This window comes from Blautia sp. HA9023, from assembly GCF_056504095.1.
Map to the genome: position 1 here is coordinate 1,107,501 of NZ_JBWLUR010000006.1, position 25,238 is coordinate 1,132,738.

Below are 25,238 nucleotides of genomic sequence, written 5' to 3' on the forward strand. Positions count from 1 at the left end.
GGAGGTAGAGCACTGAATTTCCTAGGGGGCGTCAAAGCCTACCGAAGAATATCAAACTCCGAATGCCGTGTAGATATCACCGGGAGTCAGACTGCACGAGATAAGTTGGGCGGTCAAAAGGGAAAGAGCCCAGACCTACAGTTAAGGTCCCAAAGTGCGCGTTAAGTGGAAAAGGATGTGGGATTTCGAAGACAACCAGGATGTTGGCTCAGAAGCAGCCATACATTCAAAGAGTGCGTAATAGCTCACTGGTCGAGAGGTCCTGCGCCGAAAATGTCCGGGGCTGAAACGCGCCACCGAAACTAAGGAATCCGTAAGGATTGGTAGAGGAGCATTGCATATGGGAAGAAGCAGTACCGTAAGGAGCTGTGGACTATATGGAAGAGAGAATGCCGGAATGAGTAGCGAGATAGAGGTGGGAATCCTCTAGGCCGAATATCCAAGGTTTCCAGGGTAAAGCTGATCTGCCCTGGGTGAGTCGGGACCTAAGGTGAGGGCGGGAGCCGTAGCCGATGGACAACAGGTTGATATTCCTGTACTGCAGTATAACAGAACTGTGGGGACACGTAAGGAGAGCGGGAGCCGGGAATGGAAAGCCCGGTACAAGCGAGGTACCAGTATGGTAGGAAAATCCGCCATGCAATGGGAAGACGTGATGTGGAGTGAAATATAGTAACGAAGCCCGTGAGCCATGCGTCAAGAAAAGCCGCTATTGTTTATATTGTACCCGTACCGTAAACCGACACAGGTGGATGAGGAGAGAATCCTAAGGCCGGCGGAAGAAGTATTGCCAAGGAACTCGGCAAAATGGCCCCGTAACTTAGGGAGAAGGGGTGCCTGCGAGAGCAGGCCGCAGAGAATAGGCTCAAGCAACTGTTTAGCAAAAACACAGGTCTATGCGAAACCGAAAGGTGAGGTATATGGGCTGACGCCTGCCCGGTGCTGGAAGGTTAAGAGGAGAGGTTAGACATACGTCGAAGCTTTGAATTTAAGCCCCAGTAAACGGCGGCCGTAACTATAACGGTCCTAAGGTAGCGAAATTCCTTGTCGGGTAAGTTCCGACCCGCACGAAAGGCGTAATGATTTGAGCGCTGTCTCGGCAATACATCCGGTGAAATTGAAGTGCCAGTGAAGATGCTGGCTACCCGCGCCAGGACGGAAAGACCCCATGGAGCTTTACTCCAGTTTGGCACTGGGGTCCGGTGTTGCATGTACAGGATAGGTGGGAGGCTGAGAGATAGTGACGTCAGTTGCTATGGAGCCGCTGTTGGGATACCACCCTTGTGATATTGGGCTTCTAACCAGCCGCCGTAATCCGGCGGTGGGACAATGCCAGGCGGGGAGTTTGACTGGGGCGGTCGCCTCCGAAAGGGTATCGGAGGCGCCCAAAGGTTCCCTCAGAATGGACGGAAACCATTCGAAGAGTGCAAAGGCAGAAGGGAGCTTGACTGCGACACCGACGGGTGGAGCAGGTACGAAAGTAGGGCTTAGTGATCCGGTGGTATTAAGTGGGAATGCCATCGCTCAACGGATAAAAGCTACCCTGGGGATAACAGGCTTATCACTCCCAAGAGTTCACATCGACGGAGTGGTTTGGCACCTCGATGTCGGCTCATCGCATCCTGGGGCTGTAGTAGGTCCCAAGGGTTGGGCTGTTCGCCCATTAAAGCGGTACGCGAGCTGGGTTCAGAACGTCGTGAGACAGTTCGGTCCCTATCCGGCGTGGGCGTAGGATATCTGAGAGGAGCTGTCCTTAGTACGAGAGGACCGGGATGGACGGACCGCTGGTGGACCGGTTGGCTTGCCAAAGCCATGGCCGGGTAGCCAAGTCCGGAAGGGATAAACGCTGAAGGCATCTAAGCGTGAAGCCCCCCTCAAGATGAGATATCCCATTCTTTAAGAAGTAAACCCCCTTGAAGACGACGAGGTAGATAGGGCAGAGGTGGAAGTGTGGTAACACATGGAGCTGACTGTTACTAATCGGGTGAGGGCTTGACCAAGAAACGCAGGTTAAGAATTGATTCAAGAAGTTTGATTAACCATCAACAAGCATGTATGTAGTTTTGAGAGTACAATGTAAAAGAATTTGTGGCCAACAGCCACTTTTTCTTGTATATAGGGGATTGGTCAAATGGTATGATAGGGGTCTCCAAAACCTTTGGTGGGAGTTCGATTCTCTCATCCCCTGCTATTAATGAGTCGGTAGAACTTTAAAATTAAAGTTTTCCGGCTCTTTTTTGTTATGTTGAAAAAAATAAAAATTTTTTTTAAATATTAAAACCAAATCTCTTTTTGCATCGTCTATAATATAGAAAGAGGGGAAAAAGTAACTATAAGAAGGCACTGAAATAAGTATCGACAGTGAGTACACAAGAATATGATGAAAAAATCATATAAATAAAAACAAAGGAGAGAAAAATTATGTTAAGAGAAAAAGTTGCAAAACTGACAAAGCTTCTGTTTGCAGGAGCAACAATGGCACTGTGTGTAGCAGCAGTCAATCCGGCAGTGCAGGTTCAGGCGGGAATGCTGGAAGAGAGTGAACCGAATAACAGACCTGGAACTGCAAATAGAATTTCTTTAAATACCTGGGTAACGGGAGAAATGACATATTCTGATGAAGACTGGTTTCAGTTTACAATTCCAGCAGGAAGAGGTTATACATGGTTTCAGATAAAACCAACGATGAATAATGTTTATGATGATTCAAACTGGTCTATTACCTTAAAAGATTCGGATAATCATACATTATTAGATGGTGTGTCTGGTCATTCATTCAATACATTAAAATATGGATGGAAACCAGGAAAGTATTATGTACAGATACGACATAGTTATACTAGAGAAAAAGATGATTACATGTTTATAACTCGCTATACAAAATCCAGTGACTGGGAGGCAGAGAACTATTGGGGAAATAAAAAATATGGCGATCCCAATTATATATATGTAAATAAACAATACACAGGAAATATATATTGCAACAATGATACTGACTACTATCGCGTGAAATTAAACGGAACAAATAAAGTTTCATTGAAATTTGATATAGATGACAGTGTTTCTCATCCGGGAAGCTGGAGAATAGCGTTTGCTGAGTGTAAAAGCAGAAAACCATTAGGTGAGTATACGGTTAATTCAAATGATACAGTGACAATTCCCAAATGTACGGGAGATCTGATGATAGAAATTAAAAATGATGGTTATAATTCTGCAACAGGTCAGATCTACCACATTAAGGCATCCGTAAAAACAAACACAATTGTAAAACCAACCGCAACAACAATCTCCTCAATCAAAGCCGGCAAGCGCCAGGCAACAGTTTACTGGAGAAAAGCCAACAATGCAACCGGTTACTATGTATACCGAAGCACAAATTCAAAGAGTGGATACAAAAAAATCGCAACAGTAACAGGAAAGACATACTACACAGACAAGAAATCCCTGACCAGCAAAAAAACATACTATTATAAAGTAGTTTCTATCCGTAAATCCGGTTCCAAGGTTTTGACAGCGAAATCTTCAGCTTGCAAGAGTGTAAAGATTAAATAAAATCGGATAGTGCTGTATAATGCCGGAACTTTTGTAACTGGGTTCCGGCATTATTAGTCAAGCGGATATTTGCAACTCTCGCAGGGGACTTCTTTAATTCGGTTAAACATTAAAATTATCAGAGAAGGAGATTATGAAAATGAATGAAATTAGTAATATTTCTTCTGAAAAGAAGAAACTATCTGTTACAGTGAAAAATATAATACGAACACTGACATTTTGTTGCGTAATATTATTTTTTTGTCCGATGTTTATGGTTTCCTGTTCAGATTCAGACTGGGGTGTAGATACAGATCTGATAAAGGTATCAGCAGTAACAGCAATAAAAGGTATCTCAAGTTATGGTGAGACACTTGTATCTCCACAGCCTGTTATTGCATTATGTCTGTTGCTGCCTGTAGCTGTATTAGTGTTTCTTTTTATAAAGAAGTTTACAGATAAACAGACGTCAGCAGCTGTTTGTGGAATGACAGTGCTGGATCTTATTATATGGATCATTTTCAGAACATCTGCAAAGAAGTTTGCGGAGGATGCTCAGTGTCAGTTTAAAACAACAGGATGGTATGTCATCAATATAATAGCATTGCTTTTGATTCTTATATTTACAGTGTTAATACTGATAAATCGTTTACAGATGCAGACAGATTTAATGGATGTTTTTTCAAAAAAGGATATACATAATGCTATGGGGCAAATGTCAGATACAGTAGGGCATTTTTCCAATACAATGTCACAAATGGCGGGAAACGTAGCAGGTAATATTCGAAAAAGAACAATGAAAGAGGATATAATAGGTTATTGTGCAAAGTGCGGAAAACCGATTACATATGGACATAAATTCTGCATTTCATGCGGAACGCCTGTTCCGGAAAGTATGATTGCGGAAGCGGAAGCAGCGAGAAAAGCGGCAGAAGAAGCAAGAAGAGCAGAAGAAGCAAAGCGCGAGGCGGAAGCAGCAAGAAAAGCAGAAGAAGCAAAGCGCAAAGAGGAAGCAAGAAGGGAAGAAGCGAAACGTATAGCGGAAGAACAGAGAAAATCCGCGGAATCGGTAGCAAAAACAGAAGAAATTGCAGAAAAGCAGACGAAAATGCAGGAAAAAACAGATGATACACCAGAATCTGCAGAACAGTACATGGAAACAGAGGATAAGGTTGTAAAATGCCCTCAGTGTGGTGCAGAAATAGAAGCAAATGCGAAATTCTGTAAATTTTGCGGGTTCAAACAGTGGTAATTTCGGGTAAGGCAGAAATTATCATAGTGTGCGAAGAAAAATAGAATACAGATGAATGATAGCCCTGTGTATATGTTCAAAACATATCCAGGGCTATTGTGGATTTTTCAACCGAATCAAGTAAGTCCCCTGCCTCTATTGCGGAAAGCAATAAGCTGTGAGTGGGGACTTGATCGTGAATATTCGCCTGATTTTTAAGGCGTTAAAGTTACTGATTTTCCATAAAAATATAAAACCGGCAGTAACTCTGAATCGTCTATAAAGTAGAAAGGGGAGAAAAAGATATGACAGAACATGACATTGGAAAAATGATTACCTGTACGATTGACAGTATGCCGGTTCCCTGGGAAAAACTGTGGACTGTGTTTCGAAAAATCCTTCAGTTGACACAGCGGGAAAATGAGAATAACATCATACAAAAAGAAGAAAATAGTGAAGTGGAAACAACGGGGGAAGAAGAATGAGATGCAGTAAATGTGGAAGTGAAATACCAGATCATGCAAATTTTTGCAGGAACTGTGGAAGTCCTACCAGAAACAATATGACATGGCTGGTTCAGCGGGCGAGGGCAAATGATCAGCAAGCGCTTGCGGAAATATATGAGATCAGCAGTCCGGCAGTGTATAAAGCCATAAGAGTACTTATTAAAGATGAAGATACGGTTTATGATATTTTGCAGGATACCTATGTAAAAGCATTCACCAGACTTGATCAGCTGCAGGATGCAGAGAAACTGATCCCGTGGCTGAAAATGATCGCGAATAACCGTGCCAAAGACTGGCTGAAAAAATCAAAACCCGTATTTTTTACAGATATTTCCGGTACAGAAGAAGAGGACAATGTGTCTTTCGAGGAATCAATAGAAGATGTCCGTTCTGATATGAATCCGGAAATGTCTATGGATGAAAAAGAAGTTCGTCGTCTGGTAATGGAAATCCTGGATCAGCTTCCGGAAGATCAGCGAATCGTGATCGGTATGTTTTACTATGAAGAGATGCCGGTAAAGGATATTGCGGCGGCACTGGAAGTCAGTGAAAATACGGTTAAAAGCAGATTGTCTTATGGTCGTAAAAAAATAAAAGAACAGGTCCTGGATCTGGAAAAGCATGGAACCAAACTTTACAATGTCGCGCCGTTTGTATTCTTCCTGTATCTGCTTCGCAGAGTGGATTCTGTGTCCGCAGAGCCGCTTGATCCAGATGCGTTGCAGGGAATCCTGAATTCCTGTTCTGGAGGAATATCCGGGAAACAACTTACATGGGGAAAACCCGATTCAGACAGTAATTTACATAATGGCCAAAATGTTCAGGGAGGAACCGGTGCAGAAGGCAGTGCGGGTAACTCCTGGAATCGCACAGATGCATACGGAGATAATGGAAACAGCTGGAGTGATACAGGTATTTCAGAAAACAGAAGGAATCCGCAGAGCAGTACAGATGGATATGGAGATAACAGAAATAACTGGGGTAATACAGGTGCATCAGGAAATGAGAGAAAAAGATGGAATGGAGCCAACACAGCCGGCAATGACAGAAAAGCAGCCGGGGCTGCTGCAAAGGCTGGGACTGCTAAAACTGCAGGTGGTGCGGCAGCCAAATTTGCAGGAATTAAAATTGCGGCACTGATTCTGGCAGGATCTCTGGGTGCCGGAGGTATTACATATGGTATTGTGAGAAATGCGGATACCTTGCCGTTTGTCCATGGGCAGAAAGTTAAAGATACCTCTGATTCTGCAAAAGGAAAAACGTCTTCCGGTTCAGAGAAGAAATCGGGTACAAAAACGACAACAGGAACTGAAAAAACGACTGACACAAAGAACTCAGCAGATTCAAATACTGCATCCAACGCAGATAAAACTTCAAATACAAAGAAGTCTGCGGATTCAAACGGAACACAGCAGAATGCCCAGAATCCACAGACAGAATCCGCAGTCACACCAGAACCAACGGCCATACCGGAACCAACGGCCACACCAGTGCCGGCAGAAAATCCAAGTAATTATCAGGATATGCCGGAATATGCCAAATATGCATCTTTTATCCAGAATCTCTGTGCAAATACAGCTGGAACTACAGAGATAGCATTGTACGATATTGATGGGGATGGAATCCGGGAACTGATATTTTCTCATGGAACCTGTGAGGCAGACTGGATCAATGATGTTTACACTTTGGAAAATGATACAAATGTAATTTCTATTGGAAGTATCGGAAGCCATGTAGGACTTTATACGGCACCGGACGGAAATGGAATTTATTCTCAGTTTGGACATATGGGATACGAGAAAATAGATCGTTTTACCAAAAACGGAAATGCACTTAATGAGGAAAACATTGCGACCACAGATGTTGGCTCAGGAGAATACACAACCTTTGACAGAGAAATCAAATTAATTCCTGTTTCGGAACTTGGTGGTGGTCAGCAGGATCAGAATGGAGATTCGCAGGAAGTGGAAGGATTGGATTTGATTGCGGGAACGTGGTATACCTGGGGAGGAGATCCTTATCATTTTAAAGCGGTGATTTCAGGAAATACAATAAAAAAATATGGTCCTGGTGCAACAGAGCCGTCTTTGGAAGAAACGATCAGTGAAGTGATAAAAACCGATTACGGCTACTATTATTTGGTGCACTATGGATTTGGTGATGCGGGATATCGATATGAAGTAAATGATCCGGAAAATTTGTTATCAGTCGGTGCTGATCCATATAGTACAGAGGGATTTAGTGGTACTGATAGTTTTTGCAGAAATAAAGATTTTAACTGAAATAAGTAAGCCTTGCGAGGGTGCAAAAAGCAATAGGCAGCAGTTTAAAAAGCACATACAGGGATTCGCTCCCCTGATATGTGCTTTTTTTCAAAAAATTTCTTTTTTCTTAAAACCTGTACATCATGGTGATCGTCTATAAAGTGAAGGAGGTAAAAAAGGTAAAATCCAGGAAGATACTTAAAAACGATGAGAGAAAAAGGAGCATTTTTATGAATAAGAAATGGAAAAGAACAACAGTACTTGGCGGGTTAGCAGTGATTGTGATGGTCATTTTGAGGAGAAGAAAAAAACAATTGAAATTGAGCGAAAACAATATTAAAATTGTACGTGAAAAGAAGAAAAAACGACAATAAAACAGAAAAATGAGGCATATTCGACAATATAAACGACATAATTGTAGAAACCCCAATTATGAAAAAAGTAAATTCGTAAGATATTTATAATATCATATAAGACTTGCTTCATTTAACCAAATCAAGTAAGTCCCCTGCGGGGTTGTGAGAAGCAACAAGCAGAGGCTGGGACTTGTTAAACAGAATTTTTCATATAAAAATGAACGGAAGAACAACGGGAGGAGAAATATGAGGTGCGTGAAATGTGGACAGGAACTTCCTGATGATGCAAATTTTTGCAGAAGATGTGGAAGTCCTACCATAAGAAATATGTCTTACCTGGTTCAGAAAGCGAGGGAAAATGACCAGGAAGCACTTGCAGAAATATATAAGATCAGCAGCCCGGCAGTTTATAAAACGATATGGGTTTTGATAAAAGATGAAGATACGGTTTATGATATCCTGCAGGATACATATGTGAAGGCATTTACCAGGCTGGATCAGCTTCAGAATCCGGATAAACTGATCCCCTGGCTGAAAATGATCGCCAACAATCTTGCAAAAGACTGGCTGAAGAAATCAAAACCGGTATTTTTTACAGATATATACGGCGGAGAAGAGCTGGAAGATATCCCTTTTGAGGAGTCCATAGAGGATGTCAGGTCAGAGCTGAATCCTGAGATGGCTATGGACCAGCAGGAAGCAAAGCGTCTTGTAATGGAGATTCTGGACCATCTGCCAGAAGATCAGCGAGTGGTTATCGGTATGTTTTATTACGAGGAGATGTCCGTGAAAGATATCGCGCAAACTCTCGGAGTCAGTGAAAATACCGTAAAAAGCCGACTGTCATATGGGCGCAGAAAAATAAAAGAGCAGGTTCTGGATCTGGAGAAACGTGGAACGAAACTTTACAGTGTTGCACCGTTTGTATTCTTCCTGTATCTGCTTGGAAAAGCCGACAAAGTATCTGCAGAACCAATGGTGCAGAAAGCTCTGCCGGATGTTATGCAATCCTATTTCAGGGAGATATCCGGACATACTGCATCTCAGGCAGGGGCTGCTGGAAGCAGTTGGGGAAATAATAGCAGAAATCCAAATAACAGGTTATCAGGAGGTGCTGAAAGTTCAGGACAGACCGGACGTAGTTCAACAGGTCCAACGGGATATGATGGATCAACAGGGAGACCACCGGGGATAGGAAGTCCTGGTCCGGGTGCTGCAGGGTCAAATACAAACGGATGGGCATCCAATGCGGCACATACAGCGGCCTCGACATCGTCAAAGGCAACAGGGACCATAGCAGGAACTGCTGCGAAACATGCAGGGGTGAAAATTGCGGCAGTGATCCTGGCTGGTTCTCTGGGGGCAGGCGGTATCACCTATGGAGTTGTAAGAAATATAGATAAACTGCCATTTGTTCATCAACAGGAAGAGGAAACGCAGGAAAAAGAAACAGCAGAGACTCAGAAAGAAAAAACGACGGAAGCTGAAGAAACTCCAAAAGTAACCCAGGCAGTACCCAGGACAGTGAAAGCCACCGGTAAGAAGGAAGAGAAGTCCTCTGAAAAAAAGGCGAAAAAGCTTTCAGAGGAAGAACTCTACCGGACATTTTATGACGGATATGTGAAGGAAGAAAACCTTCAGGTGCTCCAAGATGGTTATGTAGCGGATTATGATTTCAATACAGGTTATGCAAATGATCTGCTGTTAAGCGCTACGATGGAAGACTTTGGAGGAGGTGGAAATAAAGAACTGCTTCTGATCCGGACCAGGGCGAAGGAAAAAGATGAGAACAGCAGTAATTATACAGATGTAGAACGACCGTTATATATGGAACTTTATGGGATTGATGATCAAAAAGTAACCTTGAGGAAGGAACTGGAGATCCCGGATACAGATCTGAATACATATGGAGACAGTATTGAAGAGAAGCTTGAACTGCGAAAAAAAGAAGGTTCTTATTATCTATACAGATCTGGACGATGGTCACCGAGTCATGGGGCAAGTGATTATCTGGACACTTTTATAAAAATGTCAGAAACCGACATGGTACAGGAGTGTAACCTCAGATGGTGTTTTGGAGCTACTTATGGAACATGCCAGATCAATGGACGGGATTTTTATACCGGTAATAAAGATTCGGATATGCAGCAGATTGAGAATCAGCTTGAAGTTTACGGGATGAATGGCGGTCAGGAATTAACAGGCCCATATTTGCTGGATTTTAACAGAGGGGCAGATTTGGATGCACAGACATACAGCCAGCGAGACAATGTAATATTACAGAACTGTTTCGCCGCACAGCCTGCAGTCGTCTCACCGACATTTACCCCGATGCCAACCATTGAGATACCGCAGGAGGAAACTGGGGTTACGGAATATTATTTTACAGTATTACATCCAAAATACAGTGAGGGAAGCACTTTGCCATGGACAACACAGGTGGATTATAATGCGGATGATGACACACTTACTTTTTACGCAACATTTAGGAAGTCGGATAAAAGCTCATTTGTATACGATGAAGCAATAGAGGTGTCGTATGGTCAGAGAACGTTCCAGCTGACTCCGGATACAAAATATTTATATAATGAAACAGATGAACAGGTTGCCAGACCAAAAGAAGATGCTGTGAATACCTGTGTAAGAGTAAATGGTTTGCAATTGTTAATAAAAGTCGTCGATGGAAACGTAGAATCCATGACATTTTCTTCATAAAAAACAAAAATTTTTTTCATCCCCCTAAAACCTTCCCCTTCCCTGAATCGTCTAATAATCAGAAAGGGGGGAAAACAGGCGGGGAATTGCAGCATACAGGGAAAGCTGCCAGAAGAGGATATGATAAAAAAATCATATACATTAAAAAAGAGAAAAGGAGAGAGAAACTATGGTATGTAAACATTGTGGAACTCAGAATCCGGACAGTTCTACATTCTGCCAGGGATGTGGAGCGAAACTTGGAGGCTCCGGTACAGCCGGAAGCAATGGCGCCGGAGGAAATAATTCTTATGGCGGAAACACCGCAGGCTTTAATGGAAGCACCGGAGGTTATGCAGGAAATAACGGAGGATTCCAGGGAGGCAATTACAATCAGAACAGTAATTTCAACAGATCACAGTTACCGAACACCGCTTCTATCCCGGAAGAATATCAGCCAATTTCCATGTGGGGATATTTTGGATATGAACTTCTGTTTTCTATCCCGCTGGTAGGATTTATCCTTCTTCTGGTATTTTCGTTTGGTGGAACAAAAAATAAGAACCTGAAGAATTTTGCCCGTTCTTATTTCTGCTTTACGATTGTGATCATTGTTCTTTCCATTATTTTCCTGGGAAGTACGATAGGCACTGCATTGAGTTATATGTAATTAATATGAAATAATATAAAATCTGGTGTAATGTCGGTGGTTAACTGGAGGTGGGCGAATTCTCCTGCCTGCAAACCCCCGGCATATGTCAGATATAATTTCCGTAGACAGAATAAAGGACACATACATATGAACGGTGAATTAAAAGATTTTGTCCTGAGAAAACAGGATGAACATACAAAAAACCTGGCATTATTTAAAACATTTGAAAGAATACGGTATTTTGGAAAAAACGTATTCATCATAGGTGGCATAGACGATCCGGATGACAGTGACTTAAGCGGACCAATTGAAAAGGTCATACATGTGGTTATCCTGCTGGCCTGTCTGTTACTGATCGGTGGAAAGTATTGGATCATAAAGGCACTTATCGTATATGCATTGATTCATTATATTCTGCAGAAACTGGGAAAATATTTCATTGATACTTATAAAGAAAAGCTGGATGAAATAGCAAAAGAATGTCAGGAAAGACTGAACAGTTTCTGCCAGGAACAATATCAGAAATATGAAATTGTATGGGGCAATGAATATGGTGAAATTTTATTTGATGGTCTGATGATAAAAAACGGATGTTTTGAAGCAGACCTGGGAGTGGAATGTGGCCCAATTGATATTTATTGCTTAAGTGATACAGTTGCCGGTGAGCGATATAAAGCAGAAAAAGCACAGAAATATCCAAATGGAAATAATGTGTACATTGATATGAAAAAGAATATTGCATCAACAGAGTTTAATAAAAAAATGGGTGTTCTTACATTACCGGAAAAAGAACATGAATGCATGAAATTTTTATCGACATCCTGTCAGCTTGCTATCGTGCAGGCAGCAGGAAATAATATAGTGAGAGAAATCCATATCTGGCAGGGAAAACTTCATATAACGATGATGCAGGCTTTTGGGCGTGCGGATGCAAATATTGCAGTATATGCAGAAAATGCGATCGTAAATGCATTTGGAGCAGTTGAGTATTCCTGCAGCCAGATACAGCATCAGGAAGAACTGGTACGCTCCTGTTATCAAAGCTTAACTGAATAAACTGCGGAGCAGTTATTTGGCCATGCAGTGAATGCATATGATTTTATCTGCCTGATACAGGAAGTAAATACATGAATACAAAGCGGAATAAGAATAATATCTGCTTTATAAATAAAAGAAAAGGGAGGATCTATGATGTATTTTTTAATTATTGTCGCTGCGATCGCAGTATACGTTATCATGACAAGAAACAAATTTAATGAGCTTCAGCAGATGATCAAAAACGGAGTATCTGATATTGGAGTACAGAGTGAAGCATTGGACAGAACTCTGGATAAACTGATCGATATTGCCAGAAACGGTTATCAGAAAGAAATCGAAGGTATTGCACAGCTGACAGCAAAAGACAAACTTGACAGACTGTTATTCCTCGGACAGAAATATCCGGATCTGAAAAGTATTGGAGAATATTCCGCGATTGCCAGAAAGTCGGAAATGCTGGATAAGAACCTCACCGCAGCCCGTCAGCTGGTAAACGGAAATATCCGTGAATATAATACAGCGATCAATAACTTCCCTGGAACCATCGTTGCATCTATGTTTGGTTTCAAAGAAGAAGCGTTCATTGATGCGGAAAATTACGAAAAGAATAAATCACTTGAAAGAAGAAACCTGGATCTTACAAAATAATTTTGAACGAATCAATCAGTCAGACAGCGAATATGGATGTGTTTATATGTCTGACTGGCACAGGAGAGAAATATGAATTGCAAAAAGTGTGGTGCAGAAAATGTTGATGGCGCAAAATTTTGCTGCAAATGTGGAAGTCCGTTAGACACCCCTGAAAAGAACACAAAGATAAATTTTTCAGATATAAATGTAGAAAAAATATTATCCAATGATAAGATACCGAAACAGGTAAAGGACATTATAAATAAAATCATGCAGCTTCCCAGAAAGGTTCTGATTGGAGCAGTAGCAGGAATTGTTGTTCTGATCGTACTGATCGGAGCTGTTCGCAGTCACGGCAGGACAATAGATCTGAATAAATATCTGACCATTAATACCAGCGGTTATAATGGATATGGATCAGTCACGGCAGAGGTTGACTGGGATTCTTTTGAGGAAAAGTATGACTCTAAAATTTCATACAAAAAGAAAAACCTCCTGAATAAGCTGGAAAGGTTCTTATGGGATGACCGTTCTCCAATGAATTTTCTGGAAGGAAACGTAAGTGTAAGTATCGAGAATGATGGAACTTATTTTTCCAACGGAGATAAGGTGGCATATACATGGAATGTCAGTGATGATCTTCAGGGAGCTCTGAATTATAAGCTCAAATATAAAGATGGTACCATAAAGGTTTCCGGACTTGAAGATGCGAAAAAAGTTGATGTTTTTGACGATGTATCTGTGGATTTTGAAGGACAGGAACCGGAAGGCACGGCTACCATGACTTATCAGGGAAATGAACTGGATGATTCTTATTTTCAGTATGAGCCTTCAGAGGGCCTCAGTAATGGAGATAAAGTTACCGTAACACTGAGCGAGGAAGGAGTTGCAAGCCTGACCCGGGATTATGGTGAAGTGCCGGAAGAGACAGAGAAAGAATATACAGTTTCCGGTCTTGTATGTCCACTTAAGAGCCTGAATCAGATTGACGATGATTCCATGAAAACTTTAAAGAAGCAGGCAGAAGATGTTTACGCTTCTTATATGGGACAAAACTGGGATGAGACATCTACTCTGGAATCTCTTACATATCTTGGAGATTATCTGCTGACAGACAAAAATGACAGTGATGGAAATATCTTGTATCTGGTATATAAGGCAGAGATAAGAAGCCAGTATTCTGACGAAGAAGATGGTGATACAGATACTACTGATGATATTTACTGGTACATCAGCTACAGCAATGTGATGCTAAGTGACGAGGGCTTACAGCTGGATCTTGTGGATTACAGAACGCCAGGCGAAACTACGGAAGTAGAAGGCAAGGGATATAACTGGAGTTATTATGGATATGATTCTCTGGATTCTCTCTATAAAGATGTAGTCACATCAAATATGGATGTATATAATCATGAAGATAACGTAGAAGACAAATAACAGACAAAAATCAGGGGATTGCTTAAATGCAATCCCCTGAAATCGTATATATTGAAAATTATTTCGCTTCTGTCTCAGCGCCTTCAGCATCCTCGTCTTCTTCAGGAGCAGCTTCGTATTCACCGATGTGAACAACAACCGCATCCTCAGGTGTGATGAAATGAACCTGTTTGCCTTCCGGAATCGGGAGATCTTTTACATGGATGTCACGGACATCAGCAGGATAGCCATTGAAGTCGATGACGATGGTATCCAGCAGGTTGGCTGGATCTGCTTTATAGTGGATTTCCTCCATCTCCTGTTCAACAATACCCTGAACCAGTTCTGTATGCTCCAGTTTGACAGCTACGGTTGTGGATACTTTTTCACCGGCAACCAGTGCCTGGAAGTCCAGAGCCATCAGCTGTTTCTCAATTGGATTATAATCGATATTCTTTACCAGGGCATCTACTTTTTCGCCTTCGATGTCCAGATAAATCTGAGTTCCTTCTTTATTTGCTTTAATGAATTTCGCAGCCTCGGCAGCGTCAAACTGAAGTGCTACCGGCTCTTTCATTTCTTTTCCACTAAGAATTCCTGTGACGTAACCCTCACGTCTTAATTTTTTAGCCTTTACATTTGGGTTTCTCTTCTCTGCTTTCAATGTGATCATGTCAAATTCCTCCTCCTGATGCATGGATTCCGGTAATGTTGCTGTTCGCGCTGTTCGCAGTAACACGAATTCTGCATTTCTTTTTTGACTGTGATTATTATAGCACTTCTCGACCGAAGTGGCTAACAAAAAGTTAGAAAATTTAAGAGAAATATTTTGTATTGTTTGACTTATACACGAAACTTCAATAGTAAAATTAGACAAAAACATAGATGAGATTTGAGATTTTACAGAAAAAATTAAAACAACATGAAAAATTGCACAAATCAAGTGGCGATGAAAGCCCCAAAATTGCCATTTATTTTGTATAGAAATGAGTGATGAATACAAAATCTGATTTATTTTCTGACCCAGGAATGGAAAAATGAGGCGAGAGTCCATGTTTCGGACATGCTTGGCGAGAATTGTTCGAATTAATGCAATAAACCAGTACAGATCAGGAACAGGATTCTGAAGAATATGGTCGAAATTTTACCCAGGAGAAAGAATTTAACGGAATTGCATATAATTTCCGAAATAATTTAACACACAATTCACAAACCCTTAGCGCAACTACGATATCTGAATATCCGGAAAACTTCTATACTAAGAACCATGCGAGCGAGGAGAGAAGAGAAAGGAGATAAGTGATGTCAGAAATTGCACTTAGAAATGTATGTAAGCAATTTGATTCGGAACATTACGGTGTAAAGGATTTTAATCTTGATATACATGACAAGGAATTTGTGATCTTCGTAGGTCCGTCCGGATGCGGAAAATCCACAACTTTGCGGATTATTGCAGGCCTGGAGGAAATCACAGACGGTGAACTGTGGATTGACGGAGAACTTTCCAATTATCTGGAACCAAAGGAAAGAGGAATGTCCATGGTGTTCCAGAACTATGCCTTATATCCAAACATGACTGTTTATGGAAATATGGCATACGCCCTGAAGATCCGCAAAATGCCAAAAGATGAGATCGATAAAAAAGTCCACGAGGTGGCAAAGATCCTGGAGATCGAGCAGCTTCTTGACCGGAAACCGGCAGCTCTTTCCGGTGGTCAGAAACAGAGAGTTGCCATCGGAAGTGCCATTATCCGGAAGCCGAAAGCTTTCCTGATGGATGAGCCTCTTTCCAACCTGGATGCGAAACTCCGTGCACAGATGCGTGTGGAGCTTGTGAAATTACATAAACAGCTGGATACCACTATTATTTACGTAACACACGACCAGACAGAGGCCATGACTCTTGGGACTAAGATCGTGGTCATGAAAGACGGCCTGATCCAGCAGGTGGGTGCACCACAGAGTATTTATGACAATCCGGTAAATCTTTTTGTAGCAGGCTTCCTTGGTTCCCCATCCATGAACTTTTTCCAGTGTACCGTAAAAGCAGAAGAAAACAACCGCACAGCCCTTCTTCTGGATGACGCAAAAACTGTGAAAAAAGTTTATCTGGATGGCACCAGAGGAAAACAGATCGCAGACAGATATAACGGCAGACACGTGATCCTGGGAATCCGTCCGGAAGATATCTACGAACTTGAAGAGGCGAAAAAACTCGGAATTGAAAATGACAGCGTAGATGTGGACGAACCTGTAGTAAACCGGGAAATGCTTGGAGCGGAAGTGATCCTCTATTTTGATGAGCAGGGCAAAACCCTGGCAGTCCGCCTGAATCCGGAGAACCAGACCAAGGTCGGCGAAAAAGTTTCCTTATATTTTGACATGGATAAAGCCCATGTGTTTGATCCGGAAACCGAAGAGAATCTTTTTTACAGGGAGGAAAAATAATCATGGGAAACAACAGCAAAAGTAAGCTCACACCGTACTTATACCTGGTACCCTGTATGCTGATCTTCGGAATTTTCCTGTTTTATCCGTTTGTAAAAACAATCTATTTAAGTCTTTACAAAACAAACAAAATGGGACAGGCAAAACTGTACGTTGGCCTGGACAACTATAAGGAACTGCTTCAGTCCGCATCCTTTATCAACAGTCTGAAAGTGACACTGATCTTTGTTCTGATCGTGGTGATCGGCGGCATGCTTCTTGGGCTGATCGCTGCAGTACTCTGTAACAAAGCATTTCCGGGAATCCGGGTGTTCAGTACTTCCTATGCGCTTCCAATGGCCATTGCATCCAGCTCTGCGGCAATGATCTTCCAGATCATGCTTCATCCGGCAGTTGGTATTGTAAACAAGCTTCTGGGACTTGATATCAACTGGCTGAACGATCCGAAGACCGCACTGATCTGTGTGGCAATTCTTACAGCCTGGCTGAACAGCGGAATCAATTTCCTGTATTTTTCCGCAGGTCTTGGAAACATTGACGAGACCATTTATGAGAGAGCTTCTGTAGATGGAGCCAGCAGTGTGCAGCAGTTTTTCAGCCTGACACTTCCAGGGCTTTCTCCGATCATGTTTTATACACTGGTAGTAAATATTATTCAGGCCTTCCAGTCTTTTGGACAGATCAAGATCCTCACAGAAGGCGGACCTAATGAATCCACCAATGTTATTGTCTATTCCATTTACAGGGACGCATTTTTCAACTACCGGTTCGGAAGTGCGGCAGCCCAGTCTGTAATCCTGTTTATAATCATTATGATCATCACACTGATCATGTTCCGTATTGAAAAGAAGGGAGTAAATTACTGATGAGTCAGATGGAAAATGTGGCAGTTCCCGTTGTGGGAAATCTGTCAAAAGAAGAACTTCTGAAGCTGAAAGAAGCCATGAATGCAAAAGCACTCACAAAGAGAAGAGCAAGAACCGCCCTTCGTGTGGCTGCCAATGTGGTGTTCGCGATTCTGATCCTGCTTCCTTTGCTTTATGCGATCAGTATTGCGCTGATGCCTTCCAATGAACTGTTTACAACAGAGTTGAATCTCTTTCCAAAAAATCCGACCTTTTCCAACTTTATCAATGCATTCCGTACCGTTCCGCTTCTCCGTTTCATTTTGAATTCCTTTATCATGGCGGGATGCATTACCATCGGACAGATCATTACCTGTTCTCTTGCTGCTTTTGCGTTTTCTTTCCTGGAATTCAAAGGAAAAGGTATTCTCTTCATGGTTGTGATGGCGACTATGATGGTTCCAGGAGAGGCAACGATCATTTCCAACTACCTGACCGTATCAAGCTGGGGCATGCTGGATACTTACCAGGTGCTGATCGTGCCTTATCTTACATCTGCAATGGGAATTTTCCTGTTCCGTCAGTTTTACATGACTTTTCCGATCTCACTGTATGAATCGGCAAAACTTGACGGCTGCAGCAATCTGAAGTTTATCGTAAAGATTCTGCTTCCGCTGACAAAATCCGCCATCGGAGCCATGGCAGTGTACACCTTCATCAATGCATGGAACATGTACATGTGGCCACTTCTTGTGACAGGTTCCAACAATATGCGAACCGTTCAGATCGGCATCAGCATGCTGGACAGCGTAGATTCCCAGTCCATCACCCTGATGATCGCAGGTGTTGTCATGATCATCATCCCGTCCATTTCCATCTTTATCATTGGACAGAAACAGCTGATCCGTGGAATGTTCTCCGGAGCAGTCAAAGGCTGATACCGGAGAGAACAATAAACCCGGAGCACTTTTTCCACAGGGGAAAAGATATTGCAGTGCTGCAAGGCCTGCAGTTCATCTTATATAGAAAGAAGAAAGAAAAAGAGAAAATTTTTCAAGAGGAGAAAAAAGTTATGAAGAAAAAAATCATCGCAGCATTTCTTACCGCAGCAATGACGATCGGGTCACTTTCCGGAGTGACTGTATTCGCCGCAGATGCCGGCACAGATGAAAACGTGGAGATGGCAGATGCTTCCGATGTAGACGGAACAACCATTACTTTCTGGCATTCCATGGGTGGTGTCAATGGCGAGGCGATTGATACACTGGTAAAAAAATTCAACGATGAGAACAAATATGGAATTACGGTAGATGCTCAGTATCAGGGCGAGTATGATGATTCCCTGAACAAACTGAAAAGTGCACAGATCGGAAACATGGGTGCGGATCTTGTACAGGTATATGAGATCGGAACAAGATTTATGATCGATTCCGGATGGATCGTTCCCATGCAGCAGATGGTAGACGCAGACAATTATGATGTATCTGAGATTGAGCCGAACCTGGCTGCTTACTACACTATCGACAATGAGCTTTATTCCATGCCGTTCAACTCATCCACACCGATCATGTATTACAATAAGGATATGTTTGACAAAGCAGGTATCACAGAAGTTCCGGACAGCCTGGAAGGAATCGGCGAGATCGGACAGGATCTTCTGGACAAAGGCGGCGCAGGTGAAGTAATGTCTCTTGGAATCTACGGATGGTTCTTCGAGCAGTTCATCGGAAAACAGGGCCTTGAATATGCAAACAACGGAAACGGAAGAAAAGACGCAGCTACTGCTGTAGCATTCGATGAGAACGGTGCTGCAAAGAACATCCTTACCGCATGGAAAGACCTTAACGACAAAGGTTTCGCACCGATCGTTGGAAAAGGCGGCGATGCAGGACTTGCAGATTTCTCCGCAGGAAAAGCAGCTATCACACTTGGTTCCACAGCTTCCCTGAAACAGATCCTTCAGGATGTAAACGGAAAATTTGAGGTTGGTACCGCATATTTCCCGAAGATCAAATCCAGCGACGAGGGTGGTGTTTCCATCGGTGGTGCATCTCTCTGGGCATTGAACAACAACGATCCGAAAAAACTTCGTGCAACATGGGAATTTGTAAAATTCCTTATTTCTCCGGAATCTCAGGCTTACTGGAACGCACAGACCGGATACTTCCCTGTAACTGTAAAAGCTCAGGACGAACAGGTATTCAAGGACAATGTTGAGAAATATCCACAGTTCCAGACAGCGATTGACCAGCTTCATGATTCTTCCGCAGACTATGTAGGTGCTCTGTTAAGCGTATTCCCGGAGGCGAGAGCTACTGTGGAATCCGAGATCGAGAGCATGCTCAACGGAAAAGAAGATGTGGATACAGCTGTGAAGAACATGGCAGATTCCATCAACAAATCCATCGAAGAGTATAATCTGGTGAATGAATAATCGCAAAAAGCGCGGAAATTGAAAAAGAAAAATAAATATTAACAGTCAAAAATCCCTGGAAAAATTCCGGGGATTTTTGCCATATTTACAGAGAAAAACGGTGCGAACGGAAAATATCAGAATAAAAATCAGAGGAATCTCTGGACGTAAGAGTATATATTGGCTATAATGGTATGGTTAATAACAACTCCTAAGGAAGGGAGAAAAAATCTGTGAACAGAAGTAAAAGAGAAGATTATAAAAGATTTGTGGTGTTTTGTCTGGCGAGTCTGATCATTATTGCGCAGACAGCAATCTTTGCTTATGTGTGGTATGATTTTTACAGCAGCCTGATCCTGAAACCATTCTGGAGAAAAGGTAACTGGGTGCTGATCCTGATCTATGCACTGATCTATCTGATGTTTGCCAAGCTTTACGGAGGATTGAAGGTAGGCTATCTAAAAAGGATCGACGTGTTTTATTCGCTGACTTTGGCAAGTATCTGTACCAATGTTGTAACGTATTTTCAGATCACTCTGATCAACCGCTGGTTCCTTGCAGCCGGTCCTATCATAGAAATGACGCTGGTCCAGATTGTAGTAACCATCCTCTGGATCTGGGGAAGCCGCTTTATTTATTCCAGACTGTACGGAGCCAGAAGACTTCTGGTTATCTACGGTGACCGTGATCCCGGAGATGTCATCCACAAGATGAACACCCGAAAGGATAAATACGATATCAGCGGCAAGGTACACATCCGCGAAGGAGAAGAGAAGATCCACGCCATGATGGAAGATTATGAAGGCGTGATCATCTGGGATCTTCCGTCCCAGATCCGAAACAAGTATCTGAAATACTGTTTCTCTCATTCCATCCGCTGTTACATGAGCCCGAAGATTTCTGATATCATTCTGTTGGGAACGGACCGGATCCACCTGTTTGATACCCCGCTTCTGATGTGCAGAAACCAGGGACTTTCCATGGAGCAGCGCGCAGCGAAGAGACTTCTGGATATTGTTGTTTCCGGCCTTGGAATTATTGTATCTTCCCCGATCATGCTGATCATTGCCATTGCGGTGAAAGCCTATGATGGCGGCCCGGTATTTTATCTTCAGGATCGTCTCACTTATAGGGGAAAAGAGTTCCGTATCCGGAAATTCCGGAGCATGTGTGTGGATTCCGAGAAGAACGGAGCACGTCTTGCATCCAAACATGACTCCCGTATCACACCGGTGGGACAATGTTCTCCGTAACCTGCATCTGGATGAACTTCCGCAGCTGTTTAATGTATTTGCGGGAGATATGTCTCTGGTAGGCCCACGCCCGGAACGAGATGTGATCATGCAGGAATACGAGCAGGAGATCCCGGAATTCCATTACCGTCTTAAGGTAAAAGCAGGACTGACCGGTTATGCACAGGTCTATGGCAAATATAACACCACACCGTACGACAAGCTGAAACTGGACCTGTTCTATATTGAGAATTATTCATTCCTTCTGGACATCAAGCTTCTGTTTATGACTGTGAAGATCTTTTTCCAGAAAGAAGTATCCGAAGGTGTGGATGACGATCAGAAGAATGCCCTGAAAGATTCACAGGATAAATAGGAAATAATACGAAATCAAAAAGTGCGTGTCAGGCTGGTTCTGGCGCGCATTTTGTAAATAAAGAAAAGGGAGGTCGTTTTTATGGAAAAACCACTGGTTTCTGTGATCATGCCGGTTTATAACGGTGAGAAATATATTGGAAAAGCAATCGAGTCCGTGCTGGCACAGAACGTTCCAACAGAACTTCTTGTCATTGATGACTGCTCCACAGACAAAACAGAACTTACCGTAATGAAATATATGGACAGCGGAAATATCCGTTATATCCGAAATAAAGAAAATATGGGAGCCGCCCGTTCCAGAAACCGGGGAGTAAAAGCTTCAAAAGGAAAATTCATTGCCTTTCTGGATGCGGATGACTGGTGGGAAAAGGGCAAGCTGGAAGCACAGGTAAAGACGATGGAGCTTACCGGATGTGATATCTGTTCTACCGGGAGAGAGCTGATGCAGCCGAATGGACACACCACAGGGAAATACATCCCGGTAAAAGAACGTATTACCTATCATGATCTTCTGAAACATAACAGCATTAACTGCTCGTCTGTGCTTCTTAAGAGAGAAGATGCCCTTGCGTTTCCGATGACTCACGATGACAGTCACGAAGACTATATTACCTGGCTGAAGATCCTTCGGAGAGGCGGTTTTGCAGTGGGGATCAATAAACCGTATCTGAAGTACCGGCTCAGCGAAGGGGGAAAATCCAGAAACAAACTGAAATCTGCCGCAATGACTTATCAGGTGTATCGTTATGTCGGATATGGACGTCTGAAAAGCCTGCTCTTTTTTATTTCCTATGCAGTTCACGGAGTATGGAAATACCGTTAAAAACAGGGATTACAGGGAAAAAATATCGTCCTGTATAGTTTTGGAAATGGAGAATAATTGTGGCAAATATTAATTTTTTATTTCCAAATTCATAAAGGTATGTTATTATTTATTCATACTTTCATCAAAATTAAGTAAGAATCTCTGACCTGATGAAGGAACAGAGGGAATTATCAGTAAGAATATTACAAGGTGGAAACAAATGAAACAGAGAATGGAAAGTCAGGGGGTACCATATTCCTACCTGGTTGATAACATTAAAGTATTATTGATTTTTCTTGTTGTATTTAACCATCTGATCGCTTTTCAGCTGGTTAAAGTGGACGTTGTAGTGCGTTATGTATGGTATGCCATTACTATTTTTCATATGCCTGCATTTGTATTTATGTCCGGATATCTGTCCAAGAAGCCGCAGGATGTGCTGAGGAATGTGAAGAATCTTCTGATTCCTTATATTCTTGGATACAGCCTGACCTGGTATGCATATATCTGGCTCGGCAAGAGTATGGATTATGAGCTGCTTCGCCCGTCTGGCACGGTTATGTGGTATGTGCTGGCATTATTTGCATACAGACTGACTATTGAAGCACTGGGTAAGGTGCGTTTTATTGTGCCGATAAGTATTATTTTTGCGTTATGGGCAGGAACAAGACCGGAATTTACAACATATCTTTCTACTTCAAGGATTGTTGTATTTTTTCCTTTTTTTGTGGCAGGCTATCTGTGGAAGAGTGATTATACCAAGATTGTCCGTAAGTTCAAGGGAAAATGGGTTCTGGTGCCGATTTCGGGACTGCTTCTGTACGGAATCCCGAATTTTATGATCGCCAATGAAATGCCGGTTGATATCCTCAGAGGTAATCACTCTTATCAGGTATCGGGAATGGATGATGTCACTGGAATGCTGATCCGTCTTCTGATGTATCTGGTATCTTTTGTGCTGGTCCTTACTTTTCTGGCACTGATGCCGGACAGGAAGCTGCCGATCACCTTCGTGGGAAGAAATACCATGGGTATTTACTTCTTCCATTATCCGATCATGATCGTGTTAAATGGTCTGCTTCTTCTCAGCATCCCGCAGACATTGAATGTATGGGCACTGTTCGGAATTTCCTGGCTGTTTGTGCTGATTCTCGGAAGTGCGCCGGTTTCCTTCATTTACAATGGCATCCTGAAGCTTCTGACTTTTATCCTGTTTAAGAAAGAAAAACAGGTCCAGGATGAAGGACTGGAGGAAGAATACGACGAAGAAGACGACTATGAGATCATGCGTAAGAGAAAGAAAGCGATCGAAGAGCTGGCTGCAACACTGGAGGAAGAGACAGAGGATGCCGGAGATCCTCAGGAGTTTCAGGAGCTTCAGGATGCACTGGAAGAAGAGAATGACAGTGCGGAAGAGTTTTTTGATGAAGAAGATTTTTATGTGGAAGAGGACGATGCTGACGGGAAAGGAAGATCAGAAAGAGAAGGACGTATAATGAAAAGAGTCATTACTTATGGTACTTTTGATCTGTTCCATCAGGGACATTATAATATTCTGAAGAGGGCAAGAGAGCTGGGAGATTATCTGATCGTGGGAGTCACCAGCGAGAGTTATGATATTGAACGCGGTAAGCTGAATGTTCAGGACAGCCTCCTGAAAAGGATTGAGAATGTCCGGAAAACAGGTTTTGCAGATGAGATCATTGTAGAGGAATATCAGGGACAGAAACTCAGCGATATCACCAAGTATAATATTGACCTTCTGGTTGTCGGATCGGACTGGCGCGGGAAGTTTGATTATCTTAAGAACTACTGCCAGGTGGTTTATCTGGAACGGACCAAGAATATTTCCAGCACCAAACTGAGAAGTGAGGGAACCATTTACCGTGTAGGCATTGTAACTGATGATGCGGAAGATAATGGAATGGTTCTGGAATCCAAATTTGTAAGCGGGCTTCATGTGGAGAGTGTTTACTCAGAGGATATTTTTGTTGCCCGGGAGTTCTGTGACAGATATGAACTGGACTCTTATGGTACAGATTACGGGGAATTCCTGAACGGTCTGGATATCATCTATATTAAATCCGGTCTGAAAAACAGGGCGGCTTATATAAGGCATGCACTGGAGCAGAATAAATATGTGATCAGTGACACGCCGATGACGCTGGCTCCGGGGGAAATGGAAGAACTGTTCGCACTTGCGAAAGAACACAGGGTAGTTCTTGTGGAAAGGCTTACCCTTGTTTATCTGCGCGCTTTTACACAGCTTGTATGGCTTACACATGGTGCGCTGGTAGGAGATGTGATCGCTGTAAAGTGTGCGGTTTCCCAGGATGATTTTGAAGGCGGCAAGACATTTAACGAGACAGTAAGCCAGGCGCTCTGTGCATGCATCAAGCTTCTTGGCAGCAATTATCTGGATGTGAATACCAATGCTGTGAAGGGAAATAACGGAGAATTTATTTATGATATGATCACTGTCCGTTATCCGAAAGCACTGGCGACCATAGAGATCGGAACAACGGTTGATGTGGAGAATGAGCTTGCGATCATCGGAACCAGAGGTCGCATTACAGTGCCCAATGACTGGTGGAATACAGGATATTTTGAAGCGAAAGTGGAAGGTCAGGAGTTTCTGAAACGATACAGCTTTAATTTCGAAGGAAACGGACTTCGTTATCTTCTTCAGGAGCTGATGATCATGATCCGTGACAGACGGACGGAGTGTACGAGATTTTTTTATGAAGAATCCGAGACGCTGGCAGAGCTTTTGAAAATTATTGATCAAAGAGGTTAACA

At 42.6% G+C, this 25,238-nt stretch carries 19 protein-coding genes, 1 tRNA gene and 1 rRNA gene (1 of these 21 only partly in view); 20 read left to right on the plus strand and 1 reads right to left on the minus strand.

The genetic code is table 11. From position 1 onward, the window contains the following. From AC04Q6_RS09190 to AC04Q6_RS09245, 12 genes are all read left to right on the plus strand, one after another. Window positions 1-2,000: ribosomal RNA gene (locus AC04Q6_RS09190) — 23S ribosomal RNA — on the plus strand (it extends 888 nt beyond the left edge of the window). 117 nt (window positions 2,001-2,117) lie between these two features. Continuing rightward, window positions 2,118-2,188 (plus strand) — tRNA-Trp (locus AC04Q6_RS09195). 233 nt (window positions 2,189-2,421) lie between these two features. Next, entirely contained in the window at window positions 2,422-3,552 is a 1,131-nt protein-coding gene (locus AC04Q6_RS09200) for a hypothetical protein (RefSeq protein WP_119247944.1), read from the plus strand. 139 nt (window positions 3,553-3,691) lie between these two features. Continuing rightward, window positions 3,692-4,783: a zinc ribbon domain-containing protein gene (locus AC04Q6_RS09205; RefSeq protein WP_118071730.1), complete on the plus strand. Its 1,092-nt coding sequence runs from the start codon at window positions 3,692-3,694 to the stop codon at window positions 4,781-4,783. A 284-nt stretch (window positions 4,784-5,067) separates the two neighbouring features. Beyond that, window positions 5,068-5,247: a hypothetical protein gene (locus tag AC04Q6_RS09210; RefSeq protein ID WP_021975806.1), complete on the plus strand. Its 180-nt coding sequence runs from the start codon at window positions 5,068-5,070 to the stop codon at window positions 5,245-5,247. Beyond that, complete coding sequence (locus AC04Q6_RS09215) at window positions 5,244-7,550, plus strand: sigma-70 family RNA polymerase sigma factor (protein ID WP_119247961.1); 2,307 nt, start codon at window positions 5,244-5,246, stop codon at window positions 7,548-7,550. The genes AC04Q6_RS09210 and AC04Q6_RS09215 overlap by 4 nt, the downstream gene beginning before the upstream one ends. Before the next feature lie 212 nt (window positions 7,551-7,762). After that, on the plus strand, window positions 7,763-7,906 hold the full coding sequence (locus AC04Q6_RS09220) for a hypothetical protein (RefSeq protein ID WP_021976375.1): 144 nt from the start codon (window positions 7,763-7,765) through the stop codon (window positions 7,904-7,906). A 228-nt stretch (window positions 7,907-8,134) separates the two neighbouring features. Next, window positions 8,135-10,603 (plus strand): sigma-70 family RNA polymerase sigma factor, encoded by a 2,469-nt coding sequence (locus tag AC04Q6_RS09225; RefSeq protein ID WP_118071728.1) that lies wholly within the window; start codon window positions 8,135-8,137, stop codon window positions 10,601-10,603. Window positions 10,604-10,772: 169 nt separating this feature from the next. Then, complete coding sequence (locus tag AC04Q6_RS09230) at window positions 10,773-11,252, plus strand: zinc-ribbon domain-containing protein (RefSeq protein WP_119247945.1); 480 nt, start codon at window positions 10,773-10,775, stop codon at window positions 11,250-11,252. 129 nt (window positions 11,253-11,381) lie between these two features. Then, a complete protein-coding gene (locus tag AC04Q6_RS09235; protein ID WP_118071726.1) occupies window positions 11,382-12,290 on the plus strand; it encodes a hypothetical protein in 909 nt (302 codons plus the stop codon). 132 nt (window positions 12,291-12,422) lie between these two features. Further along, window positions 12,423-12,920: a LemA family protein gene (locus tag AC04Q6_RS09240; RefSeq protein WP_118062520.1), complete on the plus strand. Its 498-nt coding sequence runs from the start codon at window positions 12,423-12,425 to the stop codon at window positions 12,918-12,920. A 72-nt stretch (window positions 12,921-12,992) separates the two neighbouring features. After that, complete coding sequence (locus AC04Q6_RS09245) at window positions 12,993-14,339, plus strand: zinc ribbon domain-containing protein (RefSeq protein ID WP_021975996.1); 1,347 nt, start codon at window positions 12,993-12,995, stop codon at window positions 14,337-14,339. A gap of 58 nt (window positions 14,340-14,397) precedes the next feature. On the opposite strand, the gene AC04Q6_RS09250 is transcribed toward AC04Q6_RS09245, so the two are convergent. Then, window positions 14,398-14,991, minus strand: coding sequence for a 50S ribosomal protein L25 (locus AC04Q6_RS09250; RefSeq protein WP_021975997.1), 594 nt, complete (start codon window positions 14,989-14,991; stop codon window positions 14,398-14,400). A gap of 629 nt (window positions 14,992-15,620) precedes the next feature. On the opposite strand from AC04Q6_RS09250, the gene AC04Q6_RS09255 reads away from it, so the two are divergent. The 8 genes from AC04Q6_RS09255 (at window position 15,621) to AC04Q6_RS09290 (ending at window position 25,236) form a co-directional block, all read left to right on the plus strand. Further along, entirely contained in the window at window positions 15,621-16,766 is a 1,146-nt protein-coding gene (locus AC04Q6_RS09255; RefSeq protein WP_118071725.1) for an ABC transporter ATP-binding protein, read from the plus strand. A gap of 2 nt (window positions 16,767-16,768) precedes the next feature. Beyond that, window positions 16,769-17,632, plus strand: coding sequence for a carbohydrate ABC transporter permease (locus AC04Q6_RS09260; protein ID WP_118071724.1), 864 nt, complete (start codon window positions 16,769-16,771; stop codon window positions 17,630-17,632). Then, window positions 17,632-18,549 (plus strand): carbohydrate ABC transporter permease, encoded by a 918-nt coding sequence (locus AC04Q6_RS09265; protein WP_118071723.1) that lies wholly within the window; start codon window positions 17,632-17,634, stop codon window positions 18,547-18,549. Before AC04Q6_RS09260 ends, AC04Q6_RS09265 begins: the two co-directional genes overlap by 1 nt. A gap of 134 nt (window positions 18,550-18,683) precedes the next feature. Continuing rightward, complete coding sequence (locus AC04Q6_RS09270; RefSeq protein ID WP_118062578.1) at window positions 18,684-20,045, plus strand: ABC transporter substrate-binding protein; 1,362 nt, start codon at window positions 18,684-18,686, stop codon at window positions 20,043-20,045. Window positions 20,046-20,257: 212 nt separating this feature from the next. Continuing rightward, a complete protein-coding gene (locus AC04Q6_RS09275; RefSeq protein WP_476389651.1) occupies window positions 20,258-21,277 on the plus strand; it encodes a sugar transferase in 1,020 nt (339 codons plus the stop codon). After that, entirely contained in the window at window positions 21,237-21,632 is a 396-nt protein-coding gene (locus AC04Q6_RS09280; RefSeq protein WP_476389652.1) for a sugar transferase, read from the plus strand. The genes AC04Q6_RS09275 and AC04Q6_RS09280 overlap by 41 nt, the downstream gene beginning before the upstream one ends. A gap of 81 nt (window positions 21,633-21,713) precedes the next feature. Beyond that, entirely contained in the window at window positions 21,714-22,457 is a 744-nt protein-coding gene (locus AC04Q6_RS09285) for a glycosyltransferase family 2 protein (RefSeq protein WP_118071722.1), read from the plus strand. A 202-nt stretch (window positions 22,458-22,659) separates the two neighbouring features. Next, a complete protein-coding gene (locus AC04Q6_RS09290; protein ID WP_476389653.1) occupies window positions 22,660-25,236 on the plus strand; it encodes an acyltransferase family protein in 2,577 nt (858 codons plus the stop codon). The last annotated feature ends 2 nt before the right edge of the window (window positions 25,237-25,238 follow it).